This is a genomic window from Thermomonospora echinospora, assembly GCF_900108175.1.
Classification (GTDB): Bacteria; Actinomycetota; Actinomycetes; order Streptosporangiales; family Streptosporangiaceae; genus Thermomonospora; species Thermomonospora echinospora.
The window spans coordinates 61018-86758 of record NZ_FNVO01000025.1 but is presented as its reverse complement, the minus strand read 5'-3'; the positions used below and the strand labels follow the sequence as shown (position 1 = coordinate 86758).

The following is a 25741-nucleotide window of genomic DNA, read 5'->3' as shown; positions in this document are numbered from 1 at the left end:
CCAGCTCGGCGATCCGGGCCCTGAGCTGCTGATTCTCCTTCTCCAACACGTCAGGGGAGGCTACGTCCTGCGCCGGGTTGCCCTTACCGGCGGGCTTGGGCTTAGGCCCGGCCTCGCCCCGGCGCCGGGCGTCGATCACCCACTGCCGCAGCGTCGCCCGGTTGATCCCCAGATCCTCAGCGACCTGCCTGTAGGTCTTGGACGGATCCGACAGGTACAACGCGACCGCGTCGGCCTTGAACTCCTCCGGATAGTGCTTCAGCGCCATCGGTGACATCTCTTCCCCTGGACCTCAAGATCCAGTCTCCAAGGTGTCCACATCTCGGGGGGAAGCCCCCACCGCCAGCGCAGCCAGGACCGCCCAGCCGTTCAGCGGCAGCGACAAAACCACCGCGGTCAGGCCCAGCGCGGCGGCCTTGCCGACAGCCAGCGCCACCACGTGGCGGGCGCACAGCCAGCGGCCACGCCACCCCGGGCCGCCCTTGCCGAGCGCTTCGCTACTGCGCTGCGCCCAGTGGTCCCCCACCTGGTGAGCGGCGTACAGCGCCACGAACACCGCGGCGAACGTGCTTGCGTCGGTGCCCAGCATTCAGGCCACCTCGCCCAGCGCCCGCACATCGGCCAGTTCGGTGATCTCGGCGGCGGTGAAGCCGGCCCAGATGCCGTGCTCGGGCTCGATCCGCAGCGCGTACTCGAAGCAGGTCAGGCGGACCGGGCAGGACGCGCACACCTGCGCGGCCACGTCCTCACGCGCGGCGCGGTCCTCGGCGGACTCGTCGGCGAAGGCGTCGGGGCCGGTGTGCAGTTCGGGGTCGTACTGGCACTCGGCGCCGACGATCAGCGCGGCATGGAGCGCCAGCGTCGGCAGCAGGGACGGGTGAACGTTCACGTCTGCGTCTCCCTTGCTCGGGGTGTTCGGGCGGATCGGTCGGAGTGGGCGCCCCGGCGGCGTGCTTGGTGGCTGTGCGCCGGGGCGCCCGTGGGTCTGGTTGGCGTGCTGGTCAGCCCAGCGCGCCGGCGAAGGTGCTGATCGCGGCGACGGCCTTGTTCACGAACTCGGCGGCCTGCGCCGGGTTGTTGAAGACGTAGATCGCGGCCACCAGGCCGGCGATCATCTGGCCGTACTTCTTCGGCTGCGGGAACACTGGCGAACCTCCCTGGTTCCGGTAAGCGCAAGTATCAGCGCTGATATTGGCGCTGTCAACAGCGCCGGTCCTGTGAGTACGCTTCGGGTGCGGGATCGGGACTAGTGCCTGTTCAGGAGGGTGCTGTGAGTGACTGGGCGGCCGTTGCGCGGGCGGTCAATGAGCGGATGCGAGAGCTCGACATCACGCAACGAGAGCTCGCCGAGCGCTCTGGGATCTCGCCGGCGACGCTGCGAGAGATCCAGCAAGGCGCCAACCGCCAGCGCTCCCGCTCGACCCTTGCGGCCATCTCTCGGGCGCTGCGCTGGCCGGAAGACCATTTGCGCCGGGTCTCTACAGAAGGCCAGGTCAGCGAGTCCACCGCCGAAGATGCGCCAGCGCTGGCCAGCCTGCGGGAAGAACTCACCGAACTTCGTCAGCGTGTCGAAGCTCTCGAATCCCGCTTGCAGCAGTAGCAGAACCGGCACGGTCACCACCTCCTTCCGAACCCTCGACTCCGGGTCAGCGGACTCGTTACCTTGAGACGCAACCCAGCTTGGTCGGCCCTCCGGGGGGTGCAGCAGAGCGCACCGGGGGGTGCAGATGTGCACTCGGAGATGAGGGGATGGCGGACAAGGCGCCGAACGAACGGCTTGCCCGCTTGATGAAGCAAGCCGGCTTCACCTCGCACAAGGCGTTCGCACGCGCGGTGATGGAAGAGTCTCGGCTGGCCGGCGAACCACTCACCCGATGCGATCACACGTACGTCACACGGTGGCTGGCAGGCATGAAGCCACGCGGCAAGGCGCCGGTGTTCATCGCCGCGGCACTCGGCCGGCGTCTAGGCCGGTCCGTGTCGGTCGCCGAGATTGGGATGGCGACGGCATCCAACATGCTGCCCGCCGATCTCGGCATGGCCTACACCGCGCCGGCGAGTTCTGGCGCGGAGGACTTGACGCACCTCTGGCACGCAGACCTTGAGAGCGCCACGCTCGTCATCAAAGGCAAGGTCGACCCCGAAGCGTGGAACCGCGCATCGTTGCAATGGCTGGTCAGTCCGGAGAGTCCGCGGATAGATCGGCCGGCATCTGGGCTAAAGATCGGGCTACCAGACGTCGAACGGTTCCGGGCCACGGTCGACATGTTCGCCCAGCTCGACAACCGCTTTGGTGGTGGCCACGCCCGTCAATCGCTCATCCAGTACCTAGCAACGGACGGCCAGCGGATGTTGCGCGGCCAGTACACCGACGCTGTACGTAGGGCGTTGTTCTCGGCGGTAGCCGAAGCCACATTGCTCGCCGCATGGATGTCTTACGACAGCGCCCTACACGGTCTAGCACAGCGGTATTTCATCCAAGCGTTGAGCCTCGCGCAGGCCGGCGACGATCGGCTGTTGGCGGCGAGCATCCTCGATGCCATGAGCCACCAAGCCACGTTCGTCGGACGGTTCAGCGATGCCGCGAACCTTGCTCGGGCCGCCCGCAGCGGCACGCAAGGGCTGGCGACACCGACTCTCACAGCACACTTCTACGCCATGGAAGCGCGCGCCCTTGCTCGCCTCGGCGACGCTCGCGCCTGCGATTTGGCGCTGTCCAACGCCGTGCGAGAGTTCGAGCGCAGGAACGTAGACGACGATCCCGAGTGGATTCGCTACTTTGACGATGCCGAGCTATCGGCGGAGTTTGGCCACTGCTTCCGAGATCTGGGCCGGCCGGTAGACGCATCGGCCTACGCAAACCAGTGCCTAGGAACCATCGATGATGGCATCTATGCACGAAGCGACTTCTTCGCCACGATGGTTCTGGCCGATGCCTACCTTGGCGCCGGCGAGCTTGAGCATGCGGGCAAGGTCGCCCTACGCGCCCTGACGTTGGGCGAACAACTCCGGTCCGCCCGCTGCGTAAGCTACCTACAGGAGTTTCACCAGCGCCTAACCAACATCGGGAAGTCGGCCGAACTAAGCAACTTCCACGAACAAGCGGCAGGCTCAAGACTGTGGCGTATCGCGTCCACCCGCTGATCAGTCAATCATCTTAGTAAGGCTGCCAGTCCTTACGGCTGGCACCTGTCCGAAGCGCAGCTATGCGCTTCGCCGCTTCCTGGGCGGTCCGCTCGCTCTCGCTGGCCTTCTGCGCGATCCATGTCACCATGAGAAACTCGCGCACTTCCCGCATCACCGGATAGCCAGGCCATTGCATGATGTCGAGCCCGTAGACCTTCGCGAAGGTCTCGTATTCCTCGCGGGTGTGCCATCCGAAGCTATCGAAGTAGATGGCAGTCAAAGCAAGATCCCACTCGCGCGGGCCGACAGCGAAGCCATCCAGGTCGATAAGCTTCGCTTCGCCATGCCGGTCACGCAGCACGTTGCCGACTCCAGCATCCCCATGGATCACCCCTTGAGGCAGAGCAAAGCGAAGCGCGGCATAACTCTGCTCCAGTTCAACCAGCCGAGCAGCCAGGAAGCGCCGGTCATCATCGCTGATCCCCGCACTGGACTCGATGCGATGCCTCGCGTTCTCAAACGGGGCATGCGCCGGAAGCTCCAGGTCAGGCGGCGCCTCAAGCGCGTGAAGCTTGGCAAGGATCTCCGCTATCTCGCTGACCGATGCGTACTCATCACCGTCATCAGACAGCGCCTCCCAGAACGTGACGGCATGTCCGTCAACCATGACCGGCTGTTCAACGGCAGTGGCACGTACGGCGGGGTAGTCGACCGACGCCAGCCAACGAGCCACAGCGACCGCGCGCCGAGCCTGCTGAACGCCGACGTGCCGACGAGAGATCCGGGCCACCACGGGCAGCGCCGCAAGTCGGTAGACAGCGTTCGAGCCTAGCCGCATGAGTCGGGCACCTGTGGCATCCAAGGCGACAGCGGTGCAGGCACGTTCGAGTATCAAGGCCGTACCAGTTGGCGTAAACGTGTCCTCACCCGTAGCGGCTGCTGGCGTGATGTCACGTGTCATGCCTTGCAAGCTACCTCGCCGAGGGCTCACACGCTCATGCAGGCGAACAGTCTGTCACGCCGATCGATCGCGAACGACACGAGCGATCTTCGCCGCCGATTCCAACGGGTCCTCATGCTCCCAAACGCGGACAGTCTCCCAGCCCGCTTCGCGTAGCAGCCGATCAGTCTCAGCATCACGCGCACGATTGCCGCCAATCTTCTTTTCCCAAAACTCCTTATTTTGTTTTGATGGCCGGTAGTGCTCAGGGCATCCATGCCAGTAACAGCCATCTAGAAATACGGCGACCTTAGCTCGGGTAAAGACTAGATCAGCAGTTCGCCGAATCTCCGGCAGTGGGCGCATCCCGACCCGGTAACGAAGTCCCAGAGCATGGACGGCCGAGCGCAGCGCCTTCTCTGGCCGAGTATCACGACTCTTGTTGCCGCGCATGACCGCGCGGACCGCTGGTGACGAAGCCCATGACTCACCGCGCTTAGACGACCTAGAGTTAGCCAACGGTTCAGAACCGGCTACTAGTAGCTGGCGTTTCTGAATGGTACTCCATGCCAGAGACAGGTTATCAGCACGACTTGCCTCCCCCACTTCCCCCACGTACCGCTCAACGGTCGACCCCCTCTCCGACCAACGGAGGTAGGCGTAGATGCGACGCGTTTTAGGAGGAACTCGGAGGTAGACGGAGGCGACGGCCCTACCACCGTCAGGAAGGATGACGGTTCTACGCTCTCGCCCCCCGGCGGCCTGGTCTTGCTCCGCAGCCCTTTGATCACGGCTCAAACCGCGAGCCGCCCGCCAAGCCATGTCCGCAGGCCGGCTCTCTCGCCAATGTCCCGACATGAGCGCTTTCTCCGGCGCGTATCTATATTATTTGGTCTTTGGCTTCAAAGCTTCAGCAACCGACCTCGCTACGACTTCGCCGAGTCTGACGGGAACAGCGTTGCCGAGTTGCCGCATCTGCTCACCGCGAGGCCCTTCCAAGCGCCAATCATCAGGGAAGGTCATGACACGTGACACTTCCCTGACAGTCATGTACCGAATTGATCCATCATCGAGTTTGATCACCGTTTCCCCACCAGGAACACCGTGCACACCGGCCTTCACGGTCTTGGCAGGCCGATCGAGCAGGTTTGGAGTGTGTCCCGCGTATTCCCGAGCGCCAGGCCACCCGAAATGGTGAAGCCAATCGGGATGTTCAATCTTGTCTTCGAGCGGCCTACGAGGCTCCGGTAGAGGCTTAAGATGGGGAGCGTCGGGATCATTGCGGAGGGCATCGCGCAGAGTGCGCCAAGGCTTTAGACCGCCGCCATCAAGGATGCTCGCTTGCACACCAGTCTCTCGTGGCTTGATCCCGTGACGATCCCAGTATTCGCCGGTTTCCTGCTCACGCAGCAGAGCAGCTTCGGAGTGGGTGGGCTTGGGAAATTCCCATTCCGAAAGTCCCAAGTCCTTACGGAAGGCGACGACGAAGACCCTCCAGCGAACTTGGGGAACGCCATAGTCGGCAGCATTGACCAGGAAGTACTTGACGTCGTACCGCTCTTTAAGGTCCTGGCCAGGAGACTTCAGAGCCTTCATTATCCGCCTGTTGTGATCCTGCCAATCTTCTCCATCGACCCGCTCTTCGAGTGGAGCCCTAAGTTCATTGAGGATGTATTCATAGTATGGAGCAAAGGACGGCCGGAGCAGACCCTTAACATTCTCCGCTATCACCGCCCGAGGACGAGTTTCCCTGACGCATCGGAACAACTCGGGCCACAGATTGCGCTTGTCCTCGTACCCCTTGTGAGCACCACCGAGGCTCCAGGGTTGACAAGGAACGCCGCCAGCGATGACATCCACCTTCCCCATTGCGTTGGCGAAATTGACATTGTGGATGTCTCCCTCATACAGAGGCCACTTATCTGTGACTGAGTCAGGGTTGGGCACCTCTGGGCCGTGCTCCGTAGCGACGTTGGAGCGCAGAGTCTGACAAGCCCGGCGGTCGAACTCTACGGCCAACAGGTGCCGGAATCCGGCGTTGTGCATCGCCAGGGCTAGGCCACCGCCCCCGGTGAACAGCTCGATGCTGTCTCTGACCGCAGCAGCCTCGGATGTCTCAGGTACCGCTTCACTCGTCACGACGGAAACCATACCGCGGAGGTCCGACAGCGGAACCTAGGCACGTGGGCCGGGGGCGCTCCACGTCTGCCAGCTGGACCCACTAGCCTACTGCCGTGCCTCCCTACACCCCCGAGTACTACGATCCGATGAGCACGGATCACATCACCTCCATGATCTGTCTGAATCTCGAGGATCAACCGGTCACACCCCTGTGGCCCGAGATCCCGAGGTTCGATGGGTCGGGACTGTACGCCATCTACTACATTGGCAGCTCGATAGAGCTCTACGCTCCGCTGTCGTCGTACAAGATCCCGGTGTACGTCGGGCAAGCGCGATCCCATAACAGCGCTACCGGCAAAGGCGTCAGAGAGCGCGACCCACTGTGGAGGCGTATCAGGGACCACAGCAAGTCCATCGAAGGAGCGGGGCTTCCCCTCCACGAATTCGGGGTGAGACTGCTTCGGCTCCCAGATGTGCACATCGACTTGGGCGAGAACGGTCTACGGGTTAACTACCAGCCTGTCTGGAACGCCGTCCTGACTGGATTTGGCAGCCATGAGCAAGGCTCCTCAACCAGGCAGAGCAGTAGAAGCAAGTGGGACACCGTACATGAGGGTCGCAACAGAACCTTTGGAGCGACCAAGCATGATAAGGACGTACTGCTGGCGAAAGCCCGGAAGCATATCGACCAGCAGATAGCCGACTACAGTCAGGTTCCATGGCATCAGGATTGAACGGCTGGTGTGCGGCGATCTGGCACAGTCCAGCAGGGCCTGGGGATGCAGTAGCCGTCACGTCTGGTCGGCCGCCTTCGTAAGCTCCCGCAGAACCCGCAGAATCCGCGCAACAGCTTTGGCCAGCCATCGCCGCAGGCCAGGAGGCCATCCCGGCGAGGCAGCAGGCCACGCAGAACCCCGCAGAACCTTCCGCAATATTCGGGTCAGGCCACGGCACGTCGGCGGCGGACTGTAAGCTCGCTGCCCTACAGCCAGCACGGGACCTATTTGTGCGGAGTTCTGCGGAGTTCTGCGTGGAGCGCCCTGGTTGGCCGACAAACGCTGTGACCAGCAACGACGCTGCCCGATGGGTTTGTGCGGGTTCTGCGGGTTCTGCGAGAGGTGCCTTGCCTACAGTTGGCGAGCTGGATGCTCATCGGTCCTGTGTGCCGAATACGTGCTAAAACCATGGTCCGCAGGACGGAGAGGCCTAGAGTCTTCGCAGGTCAGATCTAGGGTACGGCTTGGGTAGCAGTATGTACTGAAAAGCGGAAGGTCGGCGGTTCGACCCCGCCCCTGCCCACCTCAGCACACCAACACCCTCTGACCAGCGCAAACGTGGTCGAGGGTGTTCTTGTTTCCAGGGCTTCGGCGCCGTCAGGCGGATGCACCGCGCTCGAACACCTTCCGCCTAACGCGCCTTCGTTCCCGTGGTGACGCCCTGTGCGGACGTGCTGAGCGGTCCAGCCGTACCGACCGGCTGCGACGGGGTCCGGCCCGAGCGCCGTGATCACCGAACGACTGGGGCGCCAAGCCTGCGTTGCTGAAGACCGGTGCATCGTCGGGGCGCTCCCCGGCCATCACCGGCCAGACCGGCCGTCCCTATGGCTCCCGTCCCGCACCATCAAGATCTCCGCAAGCCGCCCGATGCCGGCAGCCGGGTCCTCAAGGACGCCGTCGCCGGTGGCGAGAGGGACGACTACCTGCGCAGGTCGCCGATCCTGCTGGAGAGGGGGCGGTGGCGTAGAGCGCGCTGAGCGCCGCTGCCCTGGGCATCGGTGCCTACGCCGAGTACTACGGGCGCTCCCTAAGGCCCGGCTGGCGCGGCTGGAGGAGCGGCGCAGCATGCTGAACCGCTTGGTCCAGTTCATGAAGCCGTCCCCCAGCAGGATGAAGCCTGCGGGCTGAGCAGGCCCTGGAGCCTCTCATCTCCGGCGGCGTGCCGCCGGGTTACTCAAGATCACCTGAGTCGTGGTGGCGTATCCGGTGCGTGCCTGTCAGCGCGGGTTCGGTTCCCGTCCCTGGCTCTTACGCGAAGGTCCAGGCCAGGGACGTGCTCCTTGGATCTGAGCCTTGGTCGTTCCAGCGTTGGGACGGACGCCGTGCCATCAGTGCCGATGGCACGGTCAGTCTGCCGCCTGCCTGGGGGGCTGACCGCGCGATTCGGTGGTGGTCTCATGACAACGGTTCGGTGGAACCGACCATCCTACTGGAGACGATCATGAAGTAGGGAAATCAAGGTCTGCCACGGGCGTGCGCAAACCAGCCGTGCTGGCTCCGCTCCTCCTGGGCGGGATGCTGACCGCCGACTGCCATAGCGACGGTACGGCAGCCGGCAAGCCGAGCGCGGCGTCCGCGTTGACGGCTGAGCCCACCGCCGTTCCTTCCGCCGTTCCCAACGGCGTCGAACGGCTGACGGCACAGGAAATCCTCGACCGGGCCAGGGAGACGAGTCTGGCGGTCGGATCGGTGCGAATGCGCGGCGAGTTCGTCTAGGGGGACATCCGGATGCGGGTGGACGCCCGTTCCTCGGCGCCTGATCGGGCGATGGGAGAGATGACCATCAACGACAGGAGCCTGAACCTGGTCCGGATCAGCCGTACCGTCTATATAGTCTATATGAAGCCCGATGACACGTTCTGGCGGGAGGTCAGCGGACGGAAGTCCGTAAACAAGCTGTCCGGTAAGTACCTCAAGGCCACCGTCGATGACATGAACCTGAAGGAACTGACGGCCTTCATGGACTACAAGGGCATGCTCGGCAAAATGCTGCGATCGGCGGGTACCGTGACCAAGGGCACACTCGCCATGATTAACTGGAACCCCGCGATCACACTGAAGGACCGCGTCATCGGCGACGTCCATGTGGCAACCATTGGCCGGCCGTACGTGCTGCAAATAGAAAGCCGCGATGACAAGGAGCAACTGGACTTCACCGGCCACGGCGTCCCGGTCAACGTCACCTCGCCACCGCCCAACATGGTCACCGATATAGACGTGCTGAGGAAGTTGGTTGGCGGTACCGGCCACCTCCCCCTCGGAGCCTGATCGCCTGGTGATGACCCTCACCGAGAAAACCTTAATGACCGGTTCAATCCGGAAACGGCTCAACGTGGGAGTCAATTTCCCTCCCCCGTGTTCCAGCAATGCCAGAGCGATACTCCTCCGGCCCCTATCCGTCAATACGGCAAAGGATTTCCAGCGCCCGCGCGAGGCAGGTTACGGATTTGCCACTGCGAGCTGAAGCAGCGTCGATCAAGGTGCTTTGGTCATCGACGATCAGGGAATGTCGATCCGTCACCACCACCAGCCTCTGATCGTTGCCAGAGCCATCGGATTCGCCTTCACAGAAGCCCACTGGACCAGCTTGGGAAGACCTCGCTTCCTCGACTTCCCGAAAGTCGACCTGGAGCATCGGATTCGACCATCCCGAGCCTCTCTCCAACGCCTCTCCATATACCAGGACAAGCTCATGGATTCTTGCACCCAGAGGAGCTATGACCGCCGCATCACCTGGATCATTCGCACACAGATCAGCATGCGCGATAATGGTAGAACACAACTCCTGAGCCGCACTCTCAATACTTTGACCGGTCACCGACCCTCAACCTTTCGGACAATGCCACTGATAGTGCCACACCTCCAGCGCCTCACCTCGTTTAGCAGGTGCTTGAGAGATGATCGTAATGCCCTAGCCTGTGAGATAAGGGCCGGGGATGCATGAGCGTTTCCCCGCTCGGATTTGACCGATGAGCAGTGGGCTTTGATCGGGCCACTGCTGGCACCGGAGCACTGGGACGGGCGTAAGGAGAAGTGGCTGCGCCGGGAGATCGTGGACGCGATCTTGTACGTGAACCGGACGGGCTGCTTGTGGCGGCAACTGCCGCGGGACTTCCCACCGTGGCAGACGGTGTACTGGCACTTCGCCCGCTGGGAGGACCAAGGCGTCACCGAGCGGATCCTGCAGGTGTTACGGCGGCGGTTACGCCGGGCCGCAGGCCGCCCTGCCGATCCTTCGGCGGCGGTGATGGACAGTCAAAGCGTCAAGGGCGCCGATACCGTCAGCGCCGGCACCCGGGGCTATGACAAGCCCAAGCGGACCAACGGACGCAAGCGGTTCATCGTCACCGACACCCTCGGCCTGCTGATCGCGGTCATGGTCCGTCCGGCCGGCGTGCAGGACCGGGCCGGGGCCACCACGCTGCTGCTGGGGCTGTACCTGACTGGTGGGTGCCGGCTGGTGTTCGCCGACCAGGGCCTTTCCGGATGGCCGGTGGCCTGGGCCCGCGACGTGCTGGGCATCATCGTCCACATCGTCGGCAAACCCGCAGGCCAGCGGGGCTTCCAGGTCCACCCCAAGCGGTGGGTGGCCGAACGGACGCTGGCCTGGCTGACCGCGCATCGCAGGCTGGCCCGCGACTACGAGCGCCACCCGCAGACCTCCGAGGCCCTGATCCGCTGGGCCGCGATCGGCCTGCTGGTCCGCCGCCTGACCCACGGCCACCCCGTCCGGCGGCCAGGGCCCCGGCCACTGGAATACCTCGGGTGAGCCTCGACGATCACCTGTCAAACACCCTCCAAGAAAACCAACTCGAAAAATTGATTCTACTCATCCGAGGATCCATCAGATGACCGAGCATCTCCATTGAATTCTATTGGCTCATAACAAGCTGCCGCCTCATTCCAGCCAGACCAAAATACCCAAAGATGGCCACTATTGGGACATACATACATGTTGGTCATCTCCATAAAAATATCACCAGCACCTTTCCCCGAATCCTCCAAACGCAGGAACTCTCGCTCACGAATGATGATCCACTCATCGTCCGTATTCCCACTTGTCGATATCACCTCGCCACACACACAGCGAAACTTGCCCACAGCCACACCTCCTATCCGCCCACAATCTTAATGCCAGCAAGGGGTGGAGACGAACTCATCCGCCCATTAACCTGTGCAAGCATTCCAGATACATCAATACTGGCAGCTGAAAGTGAAGATTTAGAGAGATTGAGCACAACTCCACCCCCCCTTACCTGCGATCGCTTCTTCTGAATGTAGCGCAGGATGGTTTTCATATTGCTTCCTTCAGGGGTGTATACGTCCCATTGTGCACCATCCACCAACAGGTCGGATGTATTTACGCCACGTGTTCCACCATCTCTGGGCGGATCCCGGAGTATCACGTCATAACCCTCACTGGCCAGCTCGTTGGCCGCGTAGATCTCGTCTTCACTCGCCTTCGCAGCAGTGATGAGCGGCAGCTTGCATTGCGTGTTGTGGACGAGGACTGGCGTATCGCCAGCCTCTACATAGTACGTGTGAGTGTCGGCGATGGTGAGGTTGTGGATGCGTTGGTGGGGGGTGGTGCGGGTGTGGGTGGCCTTGACCTGGACGGTGGTGCCGGTGTTGGTGCGCAGCCACATGCCAGGGCGGAGGTCTTCAGCGTCGGTCCAGCGCCCGATGAGGCCGGCGACCCAGAAGGGGTGTTCGTCGGTGGTGATGATCAGGCCCGTCTGGTCGCCGTGGGGGCCATCGGTGTCGACGGTGATCTCGACGAGGTTCTTGGGGCCCTCGCCGGCGATGGTGGCCAGGACCTTCTTGGTGTGGGTTTTGCCGGTTTCGGGGTCGGTGGCGATGACCTCGTCGCCGACTTGAAGTTCTTCGATGGGTTTGGTGGTGCCGTCGGCCATGAGGACTTGCGTTCCGGGAACGAAGCTGTTGCAGTCGGCGGCCCTGCCGGCTCGTCCCAGTCGTTTGGCTGCGGCCAGGGAGCCGAGGTAGGGAATGGCAGCGGTCATGGAGACCAGTCCGGCCTTCCAGTTCCCTTCGGCGAAGTAGAGGGCAGCGTCGATGACGTCAGCGGCCTCCATTCCGGATGCGCCTATGGCCTGCAGTGCCTCATGAGGGTCGACCTTGCCTCCACCGCACATATCGTCGGTGGGATATTCACTACAGAAGGCTATTTCTGCCTGGATGCGGATCCTCAAGGATTCCGGATTGTCATAAGGGGCATCCCTGAGGTCCTTCATGAACTTACGATATTGGGTGTACCTGCCTTTCCCTGACGGCAGCGAAGGAAAGAATTCTGGATAGGTGGGCTTGGGCTTGGGCTTGGTCTTGTCCTTTTGGCACTCGTTGTTGTAGTAGCAGTCCGTGTCACCCCGGAGTGGGCCGTCGAGGCCTTCGGGGTCGCTTTGGGTGACGGGGGTGCTGTTGGCGTAGGTGTAGCCGTTCCAGCTTTGCGGGTGTTCGAGGTTGAGGAGGGGGTCGACGGACAGGAAGCGGCCGGTGTTGGGGTCGTATTCGCGGGCGCCCAGGTGGGTGAGGCCGGTGGTGTCGTTGGTGCCGCCGACGAAGCCCTTGTCCAGGAGGGTGGGCCAGGTGCCGGTGGTGCCGCGGGTTTGGCCGTAGGGGGTGTAGTGGCGGCGGGAGACCTTGGTGAGGTCGGCGGCGTCGACGGTGACCTGGCTGGTGCCCTGGTGGTCGGGGGTCAGGTAGGTGACGCCGGCGGGGGTGCGCATGGCGATGGTCTGGCCGCCGTGGCTGTAGTAGCGGGTGCCGGTGGCGGTGGTGCCGCCCTTGGGCAGTTTCACTTCGGTGCCGGGCAGGTAGAGGGTGGTGCCGGTGGGGTCGCGGCGGATGAGGCGGTCGCCGTCGGCGGTGTAGACGAAGGTGGTCTCGCCATTGTTGGCGCTGTTGGGGGCGCCGGCGTCGGTGACCTTGGTGAGTTCGTTCTCGGTGTCGTAGGTGAAGGCCTGGGTGCGGTTGCCGACCTTACGTTCAGTGGTGTTGCCGATGGCGTCGTATTTGTAGGTCTCGGTGGTGGCGGGGCCGGTGTAGGGGCTGGTGCCGGTCTGGGTGACCGTGCCGAGCATGTGGCCGGTCACCGACGGGTCCAGGCCGCTGGAGCCGGCGTAGGTGTAGGTGCGGGTGGCCTGCAGGGTGCCGCCGTTGGCGCCGGCGCCGTACTGCTTTTCCTGGGTGCGGTTGCCGGCGGTGTTGTGGGTGTAGACGAACCGGTAGGGGGCGGGGCCGCCGATGGTGGCGGTGGCCGGGTCGTCGGCGCAGGTATCGCTGGTTTGGGTCCAGGCGTCGGTGAGGCGGCGTAGGTAGTCGTAGCCGAAGCACTGGGTTTCGGTGCCGGCCAGGGCGGTGTCGGTGATGGAGGTGACGTTGCCGGCGTCGTCGTAGTCGTAGACGGCGTAGCGATCGCTGCCGGTGATGTTCTCGCGGTTGACGCGGGAGGTTGCCAGGCGCTGGGTGCCGTACTGCCAGGTGGCGGTGTACCAGACCCTCTTGCCGGTGGTGTTGCCGAGTTCGTATTGCAGGGGCTTGCCGGTGGGGGTGTAGGTGGTGGCGTTGACGTAGGTGGCCAGGTTGCTGGTCAGCCGGGTCGGCCGCTGGTAGTCGTCGTAGGTGATGCCCACCGATTCGCCGGTCAGGCCGCCGGCGGCCGGCATGCCCAGGGACTGGATGGTGCCGTCGAGGTTGTAGCTGGTGCCGAAGGTGTAGCTGGTGCCCACTCCCTCGACGCTGGGGATGGTGTAGGTGGTGGATTGGGGTCGGCCGAGGGCGTCGTAGTTGTTGACCCTGGTGGTGTAGTCGTAGGTGTTGCCGTTCGGGCCTGTGCCCTTGCGGGTGGCCGAGGTCAGCGCGCCCTTGCGGACTGTGTCGTACAGCCAGGTCGCCAGCACGGTGCCGGTGGCCGACCCGGATCGCGTCTCGGTTTTACGGCCGAGGACGTCGTATTTGTAGAACAGTTTGTCGTTGGCGTCGCGGGCGTCATCGGTGGAGACGAGCCGGTCCAGATCGTCGTAGCCGTAGGTGGTCGTGCCCCGGCTGGGGTCGGTGGTGCGGATCTTGCGGCCCAGCAGGTCGTAGGTGGTGGTCCATTCCTTGCCATCGGGCCCGGTCTGCTTACTGGGCCGGCCGGCGTGGTCGTACTCAAAACCGACCGTGGTCTGAGTAGTACCCGGCCCGTGGTAGATGACCTGCGTCGTATTGCCGCGGGCGTCGGTGACCGTCGTGGTGGGTGTTCCACCGGTGGGGGGCTGTACGTGGGTGCGGTTACCGTCGTAGGTGGTGGTGGTGTGCCACAGCTCCTGGGTGGAGTTGTTGCCCTTCATCAGCCGCTCGAGGGTGACCCGGCCGAGCCCGTCGTAGGTGTAGCGGGTCTGGGTCTCCACGTTCCCTGGCGTGCTCACCCCGAACAGCACCGGCTCGGGGGCACCGGCCGCCGAGTAGGGGGCGTAGTTCTTAACGACCTGGCCGCGGTTGTCGTAGAAGGTGTCGGTGATGAGGCGGCCATCGGGACCTGGGGCTTGGGTCTGGCGGGGGCGTAGCCAGCCGTCGAAGAGGTCGATACTGGCCTGCTGCCCGCCGGTGCGGGTGAGTTTCTTGGTGGTGACGGCGACGATCTGCCCATCGGTCACCCGGTACTCGAACTCCAGGTTGGGGTGCGGGTTGCTGGTCGAGACGCGGTTGGGCAGCCACACCTGGGTGATGCGGCCGAGCGCGTCGTACTTGAGCTCGGTGCGCTTGCCGGCGACGTCGGTCCGGTAGAGGGGTTGGCCCCAGGCCGGGTCGAGGTCTTCCACTGTGGTGTGGGCGGAGGCGGGGGTGGCCGGGTCGATCGGTGGGGTGGTGACGGTGACCTTGGTGGTCACGCCGCCGGTCGCGGGTGTCTCGACATAGGCGGTGGTGGTGGTGTTGCCCTGGACGTCGGAGACCTCGGTGGGCCGACCGTAGGCGTCGTACACCGTCCCGGCGACCTTCTTGTAATCCGCCGTGGTGCCGTCATGGGCGACCAGGCGGTCGATGCGGGTGGCGTTCCACCTGGCGCCGTAGATGGTCTTGACGTCGGAGATCGTGCGGTTCTGGCGGTCGGGAGTGGTGTCGGCGCAGGTAACCGAGACGGTGTCGACCCGAGAGGGGAACGCCTTGTACCACTGGGTGTCGTCGTCGGCGTAGGTGGTGCGCGTGCACTTGTCGTCGGCGGCGGTGGAGACGTCACCGAGGTCGTCGACCCAGTTCTCGCGGCCGGTCTCGGTGTCGAAGCTGCGGTTGACCCGGGTCTGCCGCCAAGTGCCGCCCGGCATGGCCTCCCAGCTTCGTACCGCGGACACACCGGTGAGGTTCGCGGTGACCGTCCCCCAGGAACGCGTACGGGAGGCGGTCTGGTGGTGCCAGGGGGAGTTCACGGTCTTGGACACGATGGTCCCGCCGGGCTCGTCGTAGGACTCGGTCCGCAACTCGAATCCGGCCAGCGCCTGGTGGTCGGTGTGGTTGCCGCCTTCGCCGTCGGGGACGGTGACGTTCTTGGTGCCGCCGCCGGCGTTGAGGCGGTCGCCGTCCATGCCGCGCAGGTAGTAGGTGTCGGTCTGGGTGGAGGGGTTGTCGTAGTCGCCGGTACGCACCCGGACGTGGCCGTAGCCGCGCCACTGTGACCAGGTCTTGTACTTGTCCTTGGTCAGCCCGTCGTCATCGTCGTAGTGCCAGGCCGCGCCGCCCAGATAGCTGTAGCGGGTGGTCATGTCCTCGCCCAGCCCGGTCCGGTCGGTCTGGATCACCGAGGTCACCACGTACTTGATGAACCAGTCGGTGATCGGGTCCTCCCGTCCCGGCGGCTCCCACCGGACCGGCATGCACCGGGTGGTGTTGGTCTCCGGGGCCGGCAGGTCGTCCAGGGTGCAGTCGGGATCGGAGTAGGAGACGTCGATCTGCCCGCCGGACTCGTCATAGATCGCGCTGAGCCGGTAGCGGATGTAGGGCAGGATGTCGTCGCCGGTCTCGTCCATCCGGTTCGGCAGCTGTACGTAGTCGAACGTCACCTTCGGCAGCGACACCGCCGTGGTGCCGGCGTGGCCGGTACGGCCGACCTCTTCCAGCCGCAGGTCCCGGTCGACGTCGGCCAGCCCCCACGAATGGTCCATCGACCAGGAGTCCACCGGCCGGTAGGTGCCATCCGCCTTGACAACCTGGGTGGTGACCTTGGTCAGCCGCTTACGCGACCAGAAGGTCGGCGCCACCGAGCCGTGCTCGTCCTTGCACTCCTGGCCGGAGTTGCAGTTCAGATCCCACGGGACGTCCCACCACCGGTCGGGGTTGTCGCCGATCTTGGAGGGGGCGCAGTCGAAGGCGGCGTCGGGAAGGCATCGCTCGGAGACGTCGAAGAGCACTTTGGCCGGCGGGCTGGCCGACAGGCTTCCCTCGCGCAGTCCGTAGGAGATCTGCTGCAGGTAGCCGCCGCGCACATAGGGCGTCTCGTCGGCGGGCTTGAGGTTGCGCCCGTAGTGGTTGGTCTCTTTGGCGTAGGTGTAGACGATGGCGTTGCCGTTGCGGTCGACGACGTAGTCCAGGTTCCACCGCCACGCCTGCTGGCACCACGATGAGGCGAAGGTCGAGTCGTGGCAGGGCTCGTCGGAGTCGTCGCCGAACACCGGGACGGTCCAGGTGGAGTTGGTGGCCGGGCTGCCGTGCCCGGTGTTGTTGCCGAAGTAGTAGCGGGTGCCGTCGGTGGTGGTGACCTTCCAGTACTCGTTGTTGTTGTCACCGTTGTCGACATTGGAAGAGGTCAGCTTCTCGATCCGGGTGCCGTCGTCGTTCTTCAACCGCCACGTGTCGTTTCCGGCAGGGATGAGCTCTCCGCCCTTGCCGTTCCACGTCAACGTCGCGTTGTCATAGCCCCAGCACTGATCGCCTGGTGCGTTCCCCCACTCATCCTTGGGGGCGCCGTCGTCCTCACAGGACTTGTAGCTGCGCTCGATGAAGCCCGGCCACAGATCGAAGCCTTGGCCGACCCACGACGGCTGCCCGTTGGTGTTGCCGGTACGGCCGTCCACGCTGCCCGACGAGTACGACAGCTCCACCGGCGGGACCAGGCCACCGGGCACCGGCGGTACCCGCATCGGATACGACCAGGAGAAGTCACCGGAATTGCCGCCGGCCTTCCACGTCGCCGACGCCGACAGCGAGGTGGCCTTGTAGTCGCCCTGCACGCCCGATCCGTCGGCGGCGACCGCCAGCACTGGGGCCGCCGTCTCGGGAGCGGCGTCGATCTGCGCGGTCAGCGTCCCGTTCTCGGTGTCGTTGGTGGTCGTCAGCGGCTTGCTCGTCCGGCAATCCGACTTCGCAGGGGTGGTCAGCGCGCAGGCCGGCAGCTGCACCAGGCGCAGCCGCGACCCGTAGGAACCGCCGAACGCCTGGGCGAAGGAGGAGTAGTCCAGCCGGACCGTGACGGGGGCGAGCGCTGCGGCGTCATCGTCGCGTGCCACGGTGAAAGCCACCGTGCCCACGCCCATCTGCTCGGCCTGCCGATGCTCCAGAACCTGGACCTTCACCGACGCGGGCGCTTTGACGGCCGACCGCTTCTTGCCTTCGGGGCCGCCGATCCAGACCGGCAGACTCCCGGCCCGCACCGGCTCTTTGCCAGCGTCAGACGTGGGCAGGGCGACCTGGGCGGTGCCTGCCTGCGGCCAGGTCTTGCGTGCGGGCGGGCCCTTGCGAATCGGCTCTTGCCTGCGCGGCTTGACCGACAGGCGCTTGCCCGCGACCACCTTTTCGTGGTCGCTGACCTTGGGGCGCCCGACTGTCGTCGACGTGGCCTGTACGGGGGGTGCCGACAGCAGCCCACCGGCCAGTGCCGCCGCCATGACGACGCCCAGCAGGTGAGGGCGGCGGCTCAGCCGGCGCATCGTTCCCCAATGGCTACTGTTCACGTGCTTCCTCCGCGCGCACCGCGGCCACCAGGCCCGGTCTCCGACAGCAGGGATCGATCAAAAGGGCTGACTGCTGATGTCCAGGCTCAGGGCCCGCTCTGGGTGTCCAGTTCGACTCGAGCGGCCAGCGACGAGTAGATCTGCTCCTCGCTCAACGCGCCCTGGTAGACCCAGACGTCGTCGATGGCATCGGGCCAGAACTGGCTTCCGCCTGTGCCGCCGAGCTTGGAGCGGCCGATCTGGATGCCGCCGTTGGCGGCCCGGAAGCCGCGTACGAGCCCACGTTTCGATACGTTGCGCTCGCTTTCCTCCAGGGCGCCGTCGACGTACAGGCTCATGGTGTCGCGGAAGGCGTCATAGACCAGCGCCACGTGGTTCCAGTCCCCCGGGGTGAAGGTCGAGTGGGTGGCCAGAATCGGGCTGCCGGTTTGGTCGGCGTTGTTCATCTCGATCTGCCAGACGCCCGTCACGGCGGGATCCGCGTTGGGGACGTACCGCAGTGCGAACCCCTGGGCGTTGGTACCGGCTTGGGAGAACACCGTCGCCGGTGCCTGCGGGAGGTCGGTGTTGCGGACCCACCCGGCGATGGTGAAGCTGCGGTCGGTGTCGACCACCGGACCAGCCGTTGACGCATACGCGCCCGTCGTGACGTTCAGTTGCAATCCGTCCGGGGAGATCCAGGCGAACCCGGCTCCGGGCTGGATCGCCGCACCTGCGGCCAGGGTCAGCGGAGGGCCGAAGTTGTCCAGCCCATCAGCGTTCAGCTTCCATCGCGCTTTGCGGACTGGACGTTGGGTGAACAGTTCCTTGGCTTCCTCGGGGCCGACGATTCGGTCGAATACTCGCACGTCGTCGATGTCGCCCTGTACGTGGTCCGCGGGGCCGCCCGTCCAGCGGGCGCGGCCGATCGCCAGCGGACCGGTCGCCTGCCACGGGCCGCCGGCCTGGTGTTCCGCGCTTCCTGCCGGTTCGCCGTTGACGTAGAGGAACAGCCGGTTCAGTGACCGGTCGTAGACCCCGACCAGGTGCGCCCATTCGCCGATCTGGGGGCGGGCCGCGGGGTCGTTGGGGGCGGATGCCTCGTACCAGCCCGGGTTGTCGGTGTCGGTGGCGGTCATCGCAAAGGCCCAGCGGTGCCCGTTGGCGTCGTTGCGTCGTTGCAGCATGAATCCTGACTTGCGTACGCCGTCCACGCTCACGAAGGTTTCGGCGGTCTTGCCGACGGCCAGCTTGACCCAGGCCGAGACCGCGAAGCTCTGGGAGGTGTTGATGATCGGAGCGTCGGCGACCACGTGCCCGGTGCTGCCGTCCAGGCGGATGGCGGTGCCGTCCTGGCCGGGCACGCCCAGCGTGGTGCCGCCCTGCGGCTGGGCGGACACCGCACCCGTGCCGTCACGTACGGCCGCCTGTACGGAGGCCGAGCCCGCCGGGTCGTTCAAGGTGAACCTGGCGCGCGCCTCGGTGCCGGCTTTGACGAAGAACGCATAGGTCTCTGGGCTGCTCGGGGTGTCCGCTCCCGTGAAGGACTGCACGTCCAGCAGGTTCAGCCCGGACTTGGTGGGTGTCAGCGCAACCGTCTGGGCGGCGCCGTTGGTGGTGGTCACCGTTTTGGTCGGGCCCTTGTTCATCCGCAACTCGTAGCGGACGGCGGTGTTGGAGGGGTCGTCGATGACGAAGTTGCCCGTCCGCCCCACGCCGTCACGCCATACTTCGTCCTCGGGGTACTGGCTGGAGGTGATCTTGGGGGCCGGGGGAACCGTCGGGTCGTAGTAGAAGTAGCAGGCGTGCTGGTGGTCTCCGTCCGACGCCCATGGACCCCACTGGGCACCGTCCCAGGCCCGCACGTTCCAGCCCAGGAGCTTGCGTTGCGGGATCGTGGACGGCACCTTGACCGAATGCCTGGATCCGGAGGCTTTCGCCGCGGTGAGGGATGAGTACCATCGCCCGCCGGTGCCCGTGCCGTCGCCGTTGTCCCAGAACACCAGGAACTGGCCCTGGACCTTGTTGGCGTCCTCGTCGTCCGGGTCGACCAGCGTCGCATACAGCGTCGACAGGTCGTTGACCCACTTGGCCTCACTGCCGGTCACACATGGCCCGCCAGGATTACGGGAGTACATCGAGCTGTTCAGGGGCTGCTTGGGCGGGTTGTTGTACTTGATCTTCAGATAGGCGTCGTCGGCGAACCGCTTCCACCAGGCCATCGACGTCTCGTCGTAGGCGCGCAGCCCGAAGGTGATGGTGGAGTACTTGTTGTTCAACGCGCTTTGGACGTGTTCACGCAGTGTCGCCCCGCCGAACTCCACCGGGGTGCGCGAGCAGTACGCCACGTCCCGTGACGCCAGGTGCTCACCCCAGTTGTCGAGGGTGTTGTTCCACGTCGCCGACGCCGACAGGGCGCTGGTGCGATACAGCCGTACCACCGTGCCGTTGTCGCAGTTGTGGGCGTAGGTCTCGTAGGCGACGAACTCGGTCGACTCGACGTACTTGCCCGCCAGCGACGGCAACCCAAAGCGGTAGAACAGCCGCTTCGTCTGATCCTTCACACAACGTGTGTCCGCTGTCACGTCACAGAAGCCGAGCCCCTCGGTGCCGTTGAACTCGTAGTAGGACTGGTTGGGGTAGCCGCTGGAGACCATCGCCCATGCGTACGCCTTCTTGGCCCCCCACACCGGGTCGATGAACACCGGGAACCTCGTGTCCGGCGAGGACAGCAGCTCCTGATCCGGCCGCAGCGTCATCTGACCGGAACCGACCTCGACCTGGACCGGCGCCACCACCGAGGCGTCCCCCGGAGCATCCGCCGACGCCGGGGCCGCCGGGGTCGAGCGTGCGGACGGCTCCGTGCCGGCGGCGGGGACAGAAGAGTCCCACATCATCGGCGCCGGGGCCTCGAACACATCTCCCGCGCCCGGGGCCGTGGCCCGCAGCACCCCTGAAGGGTCCTCGCTGACCGTAAGTCCCGAAGTGTTGAGCCCGAAGGCCAGCTGCGCCAGCCGCGGATCCTGGGCCGCCTGCGCGGTCTTGACCACCAGCGTGTGCGCGAACCCGTCCACATCGGCGCGCACCTGCAGATCCACATCGGCGCCCAGCACCCCCCGGTACACCGCCGTGTCCCCCTCAAGGACCGGCTCGGGAAGCTCCTGCGGCCATGTCAGCGACAGCGTCCGACCGCCCCGCGACAGCGACACCAGCGGACCGGATCCGCCCGCCGACAACCTCAGGCCCGTCGACGTCGCCGCCGGTACCACCGCATCACCGGAACGTTGCAACGTGGTGTCCGGCTCGACCCACGCACCGTTCTTACGGACCCGCACCGGCCGCAGATACTGCACCAGCTCGAACCCGCCGTCCGGCAACGCCCACACGTCCTGGTGCTCACCACGCTTGGAGACCACCTCAACGCGCTCACCTGAGCTGTGAGCCTGCTCAGCGGCCTGCTCCTCCGTCACCGCAACACCCGGCGACGAATTCGCCGGCTCCACCGGCGCGGCCACCGCAGACCCGGCGGGCGGTATCTGCAGGACAATCGCCACCATCACCAACGCAATGACGAAAGCCCCGACCCGACGCAGCCGCACACGCACCTCCAGCACCAAACGCGACAAGAAGAACGCAAGGCAGCATGCGGCCCAAACGTCACGTAAGAGGCAAACTCCACGGATCATGACCCGGAGTCCACAAGATCGTCAAGACATAAAATGATCTCTTCCGGGTCAGCGGCAAGAGCCTGTAGAGTCGGCGCAGTCCTTGATCACGCAGCGAGTGGGCGGGGTTGCGTCTTACCTGCATACAGATGCTCGCCGGCTCAGGATGAGCGCAACCAGGGTGGCAAGCGGTGCAGTCGGGCCGCTGCTGCCCGTGCGCTTGTCAAGCGTGCCGGCATCTCCCTGCGACAAGCGATGTGACTGCGGTTCCGGGATCCCATCTTCGAAATCCTGGAGCGCAGCCAGCCCGGCTGAAGAATGAAGACTCCGCCGACCTGGCCGCCTTCTTCGGTAACGCCGCCAACCGTTTCACCGACCCGATCCACCACCAGTTACTCCACTCCACACCAAGGAAAAGAAAGGCAAAACGGCCCGGATCGTACGAAGTAGCGGTTCGAGACGACTTGACGCCAGCGGCCCGGTTGGAGGCCGACGAAGCCACCGTGGCGTGACCCGCGGCTGATCTACCGCACCCGCCACTCCTCCCAACAGCATCGATCGGACAGCCCGCCAGGCATGGACTGCGCTACGGAGGGAACACAGACGGAGACGCTTGGTGTAGCCTGGAGACGAACACAATCCGCTTATCGGCTTCTCGCTCGTAGGTGAGCTGGGTTTTTGCAGGTCAGTACAGCGCTCAGGCGGTGTGACCTGAAAAGCGGAAGGTCGGCGGTTCGACCCCGCCCCTGCCCACCTCTCCAAGCAGCCAGAACGCCCCGGAGCCATGCGGCCCGGGGCGTTGTTGTTGACAGCAACCGCATGCTTCCGGGGAGCGGACGGTCGTCCTCCCGGCTCACCTCGCGCCGAATCCGGCGCCAGGATATGAGCCAGAGGTTATATTGGCGTAGTGGCCTGGGATGTCATCCTCCTCGAACCGGTCGAGAGCTGGTTCCTCAAGCTGTGCGAGTCGGATGTGGACACCGCGGCGCTGATCGAGCAGGCCATCGACCGGCTGGCGGAGGTCGGGCCGACGCTGGGACGACCGCTCGTCGACACCCTGGAACACAGCGCGCTGCGCAACCTCAAGGAGCTGAGACCGGGCTCCCGGGGACGATCGGAGATCCGGATGCTGTTCGTCTTCGACCCCGATCGCGCAGCGATCTTCCTGGTCGCAGGAGACAAGGCCGGACAGTGGTCTCGTTGGTACGACGAGGCCATCCCACTGGCCGAAGCCCGCTACGCCGAGTACCGGGCCACCAAGGACAAGGAGGCCGGACGATGAGCACCGGACGCCGCTGGCAGGACATCAAGGCCGAAGCGCACCGCCGTCACCCCGAACTGGCCGATCCCGAGCGCCGGGAACGGGCCCGTGCCGAGTTGGACGCCTATGTGGCCGGCCACCACCTCAAGGAGCTCCGCAAGGCCATCGGCAAGACCCAGGCCGAGGTCGCCCAGATCCTCGGCGTCTCCCAGTCCCGGATCTCCCAGATCGAGAACGGCGACATCAAAGCCATGGAGCTGGAAACCCTCCGCGCCTACGCCGCAGCCCTCGGGGGGCACCTCGACATCACCATCAGCGTAGGCCCCCACTCGGTCAAGGTGGCCTAACCGCTCCGCGCGCCACCCAGGCCGACAGCAACGGCGGCAAGCGTCGGCAGCCACCGACGCACCCCGGCAGCCGTCCAGCCTCGGCGGACGGCCGTGCGGCTGGGGGGTTGGTACTTCTGAAAAGCGGAAGGTCGGCGGTTCGACCCCGCCCCTGCCCACCACCCCTGAACAGCCAGAACGCCCCGGAGCCCTTAGGCCCGGGGCGTTTTTGACGGCAACGTGGCGGCGGACGGTCGTTTCACACTGGTACTGAGCAGGCGAGTCAGCAATCGCGGCGGACTGCACGGACACAGGAAGTCCAGGTTCATGCCAACAGCCCGCTACGCATGACAACAGACTTCAGAACATGATCTGAGCATGCTGGTGGTATGAGCACCACCGCGGACGCAGTGACCTTCTCCGACCTGTCCCGCAACCCCAAGTCCGTAGCCGAGCGCGCAGCGCGCCTCGGCCGGCTGCGGGTGACCCATCGGGACGCCCCCGACTTCTACCTCACGGCCGCCGACCGCGAGGAACAACGCGACGAGAGCCTGACGACCGCGTCACGGATCTTCCTGGCGCTCATGAAGCATGATCCCAGCGCTCGGGCCCTGCTGCTCGCCATGCCCGACGTGTTCCCCTGGGCACGCCACCTGAGCACCGAAGAGGTCCGCGCCTTCACCGTGGAACTGGTCGACGCCCTGTCCGACGCAGCCGAACTCGACCTCGACACCAACGCCCAAGAGGTCATCACGAACTGGCGCGCCACCGCACGGATCAAGGCGGACCGCACGGAGTACGAGGAGGCGCTCCGGCCGACCTCTGGCGACTTCGATCCCGTCGAGGTCACCCCTTGAGCCCCAAACAAGGAGACAGGGTCACCGTCCCACCGCCAGACGACGAGTGGGACGTCAGGTTCGGTACCAGCGAGGCGGTACGAGGCTGGGAAGAGCTATGCCGCCTCGCCCTGTCGAACACCCGCCGATGCCTGGAGACCCTGCGCACCGAGCCACGTTCCCGGTCCAACCACGAGCGACAGCACCGGCTCCGCGGAGATCGCAGGCCGAGCAGTTCACCGCGCCACAGGCCCAGGCACAGCGTCATCACTTACGAAGGGCTCTACGAGCCACCCGGTACCGTCATCTGACCCCATACCACCGGTGTCCGAGCAACGGGGGGAACCCCGGGAGGGGTGCGTGTGGGGCGTGGAGACGGTGATCATTTCGTTCACGAGCCGGCGGATGTCGGCGGGCAGGTCGGTGAAGGCACGCGGAACGTCGGGCGGATCCGGCCCTTACTGGGAGCAGAGCGGCCGGGACAGCCTCCACCGTTGCAGCCGGCCCGTGTGCGGTCGGTCGACACCCGGTGCGAAGGTCAGCCAGGTCCCGTCACCGGCGCTGGCGATGGCCACTTCGCCTCCTCGGTACGAGCGTTCCCGGAAGTTGCTCGTCGACGGGTAGGAAACCGGCCCGTACGAATGCGACGGATCCACCCGGAACAGCAAGTGCGGGTGGTTCTCATCCTCCATGAGGTCGTCGCAGCGGGCGAGAACGAGATCCGCAGTGATCAGGCAGGCGGCCGAGATGTCCAGGTCGTAACCGTGGTACGGGTGGTCCTCCCAGTCTTCCTCCGTGTCCTCCTCGTCCGCCTCCACCGGGGTGATCGACACCGTGTCGCCGTAGAGGTCGCCGGCGAGCAGCAGACAGTCGTCATGAGCGAGCCATCGCCGGCCGCTGGGATGGATGTCGGCGGGTTTCATCGAGCCCGTCTCAACGGCCCTCTCGTGACCGTCGTCCCAGCGCACCCACCGAAACGACCAGCCGTCATGCCCGTCGAACACTCCATAACCGGCGTGCTTGCCGTCGGGGTGGACGAGTACTTCGCCGTGGCACCGGTATCCGGTCGCCGTACGGGCCGTTGCACTCCAGTCGGCCACATCGATCACACGGCGTTCGACGCTGAACGACGCAGGGAACTGCTGGGAGCCAGTCGGCTCGGCCCCTGCATCCGTGAGCCACGGTACGAACGCCCACAGCGAGGTGCCGTCGGGGGTGAAAACGGCGCAGCTCGCCACATCGTCACCGTCGACCGAGGGCACGGGGTGGGTCGTCTGCCACTGCACGTCGCCGTTGCGATCAACGACCACGATGCGATCGGTTGCGGCGAACGCCACAAACCGCAGGTCCACACTGACATCGACACGGCACCTCGGGCCGGCCGCCGAGACCAGAACGTCAGGGAGGATCCCTTCCGGGACCGGCAGGCGTCCGACCGTGGCGAGTCGGCCGTCCATCAGTAGCAGCTCACCGGTCGCCGACAGCACCGCCCACCCGCCACCGGCAATCCGATGGGGCGCGCTGACGACCGGTTCAGCCGATTCACCGATCAGCTCGACTTCGACGGGCTCGGGCTGCGCTTCCAGATCAGCGGACATTCGAGCACCCTAGGCCCTCGGCGTTCAGCGGCAGGATCTCCTCTGCCCTGGCCGCCGTTTCGTAAAGGTGGAAGCGGGGCTCGACCTCTTGAGGGTCGGGCGGGGCGGGCTGGGAGACGGCGTCGCCGGCGTCGATGGTCACCTCGGAGGTGCCGCCGAAGGTGACCTCGGTG

General features: G+C 65.2%; 20 protein-coding genes and 1 tRNA gene. 10 read left to right on the top strand and 11 right to left on the bottom strand.

Going from position 1 to position 25741, the window contains the following annotated elements:
• The 4 genes from C4U03_RS34355 to C4U03_RS40790 all read right to left on the bottom strand — a co-directional run.
• Positions 1-268 (bottom strand): transposase (locus tag C4U03_RS34355; RefSeq protein ID WP_160147193.1); only part of this gene is annotated, 268 nt, incomplete at its 3' end.
• A gap of 24 nt (positions 269-292) precedes the next feature.
• On the bottom strand, positions 293-589 hold the full coding sequence (locus tag C4U03_RS34350; RefSeq protein ID WP_103943980.1) for a hypothetical protein: 297 nt from the start codon (positions 587-589) through the stop codon (positions 293-295).
• Entirely contained in the window at positions 590-889 is a 300-nt protein-coding gene (locus C4U03_RS34345; RefSeq protein WP_200827667.1) for a WhiB family transcriptional regulator, read from the bottom strand.
• Positions 890-1001: 112 nt separating this feature from the next.
• Entirely contained in the window at positions 1002-1145 is a 144-nt protein-coding gene (locus C4U03_RS40790; RefSeq protein WP_160147192.1) for a hypothetical protein, read from the bottom strand.
• A 125-nt stretch (positions 1146-1270) separates the two neighbouring features.
• On the opposite strand from C4U03_RS40790, the gene C4U03_RS34340 reads away from it, so the two are divergent.
• Both C4U03_RS34340 and C4U03_RS34335 read left to right on the top strand, forming a co-directional pair.
• Positions 1271-1600, top strand: a complete 330-nt coding sequence (locus tag C4U03_RS34340) for a helix-turn-helix domain-containing protein (RefSeq protein WP_200827666.1) — start codon at positions 1271-1273, stop codon at positions 1598-1600.
• A gap of 149 nt (positions 1601-1749) precedes the next feature.
• On the top strand, positions 1750-3144 hold the full coding sequence (locus C4U03_RS34335; protein ID WP_103943978.1) for a tetratricopeptide repeat protein: 1395 nt from the start codon (positions 1750-1752) through the stop codon (positions 3142-3144).
• A gap of 13 nt (positions 3145-3157) precedes the next feature.
• Here C4U03_RS34335 and C4U03_RS34330 read toward each other — a convergent pair whose 3' ends face one another.
• The 3 genes from C4U03_RS34330 to C4U03_RS34320 form a co-directional block, all read right to left on the bottom strand.
• Positions 3158-4087, bottom strand: a complete 930-nt coding sequence (locus C4U03_RS34330) for a phosphotransferase family protein (RefSeq protein WP_200827665.1) — start codon at positions 4085-4087, stop codon at positions 3158-3160.
• A gap of 54 nt (positions 4088-4141) precedes the next feature.
• Complete coding sequence (locus tag C4U03_RS42910; protein ID WP_327374221.1) at positions 4142-4888, bottom strand: very short patch repair endonuclease; 747 nt, start codon at positions 4886-4888, stop codon at positions 4142-4144.
• A 63-nt stretch (positions 4889-4951) separates the two neighbouring features.
• A complete protein-coding gene (locus C4U03_RS34320; RefSeq protein ID WP_200827663.1) occupies positions 4952-6205 on the bottom strand; it encodes a DNA cytosine methyltransferase in 1254 nt (417 codons plus the stop codon).
• Between the two features lie 95 nt (positions 6206-6300).
• Here C4U03_RS34320 and C4U03_RS34315 point away from each other — a divergent pair, with 95 nt between their 5' ends.
• The 3 genes from C4U03_RS34315 to C4U03_RS34305 all read left to right on the top strand — a co-directional run bounded on the left by C4U03_RS34315 (position 6301) and on the right by C4U03_RS34305 (position 9231).
• Complete coding sequence (locus C4U03_RS34315; protein ID WP_200827662.1) at positions 6301-6921, top strand: Eco29kI family restriction endonuclease; 621 nt, start codon at positions 6301-6303, stop codon at positions 6919-6921.
• Positions 6922-8436: 1515 nt separating this feature from the next.
• A complete protein-coding gene (locus C4U03_RS34310; protein ID WP_146087624.1) occupies positions 8437-8679 on the top strand; it encodes a hypothetical protein in 243 nt (80 codons plus the stop codon).
• Between the two features lie 60 nt (positions 8680-8739).
• A complete protein-coding gene (locus C4U03_RS34305; RefSeq protein WP_146087623.1) occupies positions 8740-9231 on the top strand; it encodes a hypothetical protein in 492 nt (163 codons plus the stop codon).
• A 124-nt stretch (positions 9232-9355) separates the two neighbouring features.
• Here the strand turns inward: C4U03_RS34305 and C4U03_RS40135 are convergent, their stop codons facing one another.
• Positions 9356-9598: a hypothetical protein gene (locus tag C4U03_RS40135; protein ID WP_146087622.1), complete on the bottom strand. Its 243-nt coding sequence runs from the start codon at positions 9596-9598 to the stop codon at positions 9356-9358.
• A 327-nt stretch (positions 9599-9925) separates the two neighbouring features.
• Between C4U03_RS40135 and C4U03_RS34300 the strand changes: the two genes are divergently transcribed.
• Entirely contained in the window at positions 9926-10732 is an 807-nt protein-coding gene (locus C4U03_RS34300; protein ID WP_103943972.1) for an IS5 family transposase, read from the top strand.
• Positions 10733-11075: 343 nt separating this feature from the next.
• On the opposite strand, the gene C4U03_RS42695 is transcribed toward C4U03_RS34300, so the two are convergent.
• Positions 11076-17903 carry a polymorphic toxin-type HINT domain-containing protein gene (locus tag C4U03_RS42695; RefSeq protein ID WP_146087621.1) on the bottom strand — a complete coding sequence of 2276 codons (6828 nt, stop codon included), beginning with the start codon at positions 17901-17903 and terminating at the stop codon, positions 11076-11078.
• 86 nt (positions 17904-17989) lie between these two features.
• The gene (locus tag C4U03_RS34290) at positions 17990-21352 is read right to left on the bottom strand and encodes a LamG-like jellyroll fold domain-containing protein (protein ID WP_160147190.1); all 3363 of its coding nucleotides are present in this window, start codon (positions 21350-21352) and stop codon (positions 17990-17992) included.
• A gap of 1102 nt (positions 21353-22454) precedes the next feature.
• Between C4U03_RS34290 and C4U03_RS34285 the strand changes: the two genes are divergently transcribed.
• The 4 genes from C4U03_RS34285 (at position 22455) to C4U03_RS34270 (ending at position 23991) form a co-directional block, all read left to right on the top strand.
• Entirely contained in the window at positions 22455-22829 is a 375-nt protein-coding gene (locus C4U03_RS34285) for a type II toxin-antitoxin system RelE/ParE family toxin (protein WP_103943969.1), read from the top strand.
• A complete protein-coding gene (locus tag C4U03_RS34280) occupies positions 22826-23155 on the top strand; it encodes a helix-turn-helix domain-containing protein (RefSeq protein ID WP_103943968.1) in 330 nt (109 codons plus the stop codon). Before C4U03_RS34285 ends, C4U03_RS34280 begins: the two co-directional genes overlap by 4 nt.
• A gap of 101 nt (positions 23156-23256) precedes the next feature.
• Positions 23257-23316: transfer RNA gene (locus tag C4U03_RS34275), tRNA-Ser, on the top strand.
• Between the two features lie 207 nt (positions 23317-23523).
• Entirely contained in the window at positions 23524-23991 is a 468-nt protein-coding gene (locus C4U03_RS34270) for a hypothetical protein (protein WP_103943967.1), read from the top strand.
• A gap of 437 nt (positions 23992-24428) precedes the next feature.
• Here the strand turns inward: C4U03_RS34270 and C4U03_RS34260 are convergent, their stop codons facing one another.
• Positions 24429-25568 (bottom strand): hypothetical protein, encoded by a 1140-nt coding sequence (locus C4U03_RS34260; protein WP_103943966.1) that lies wholly within the window; start codon positions 25566-25568, stop codon positions 24429-24431.
• Between the last annotated feature and the right edge of the window lie 173 nt (positions 25569-25741).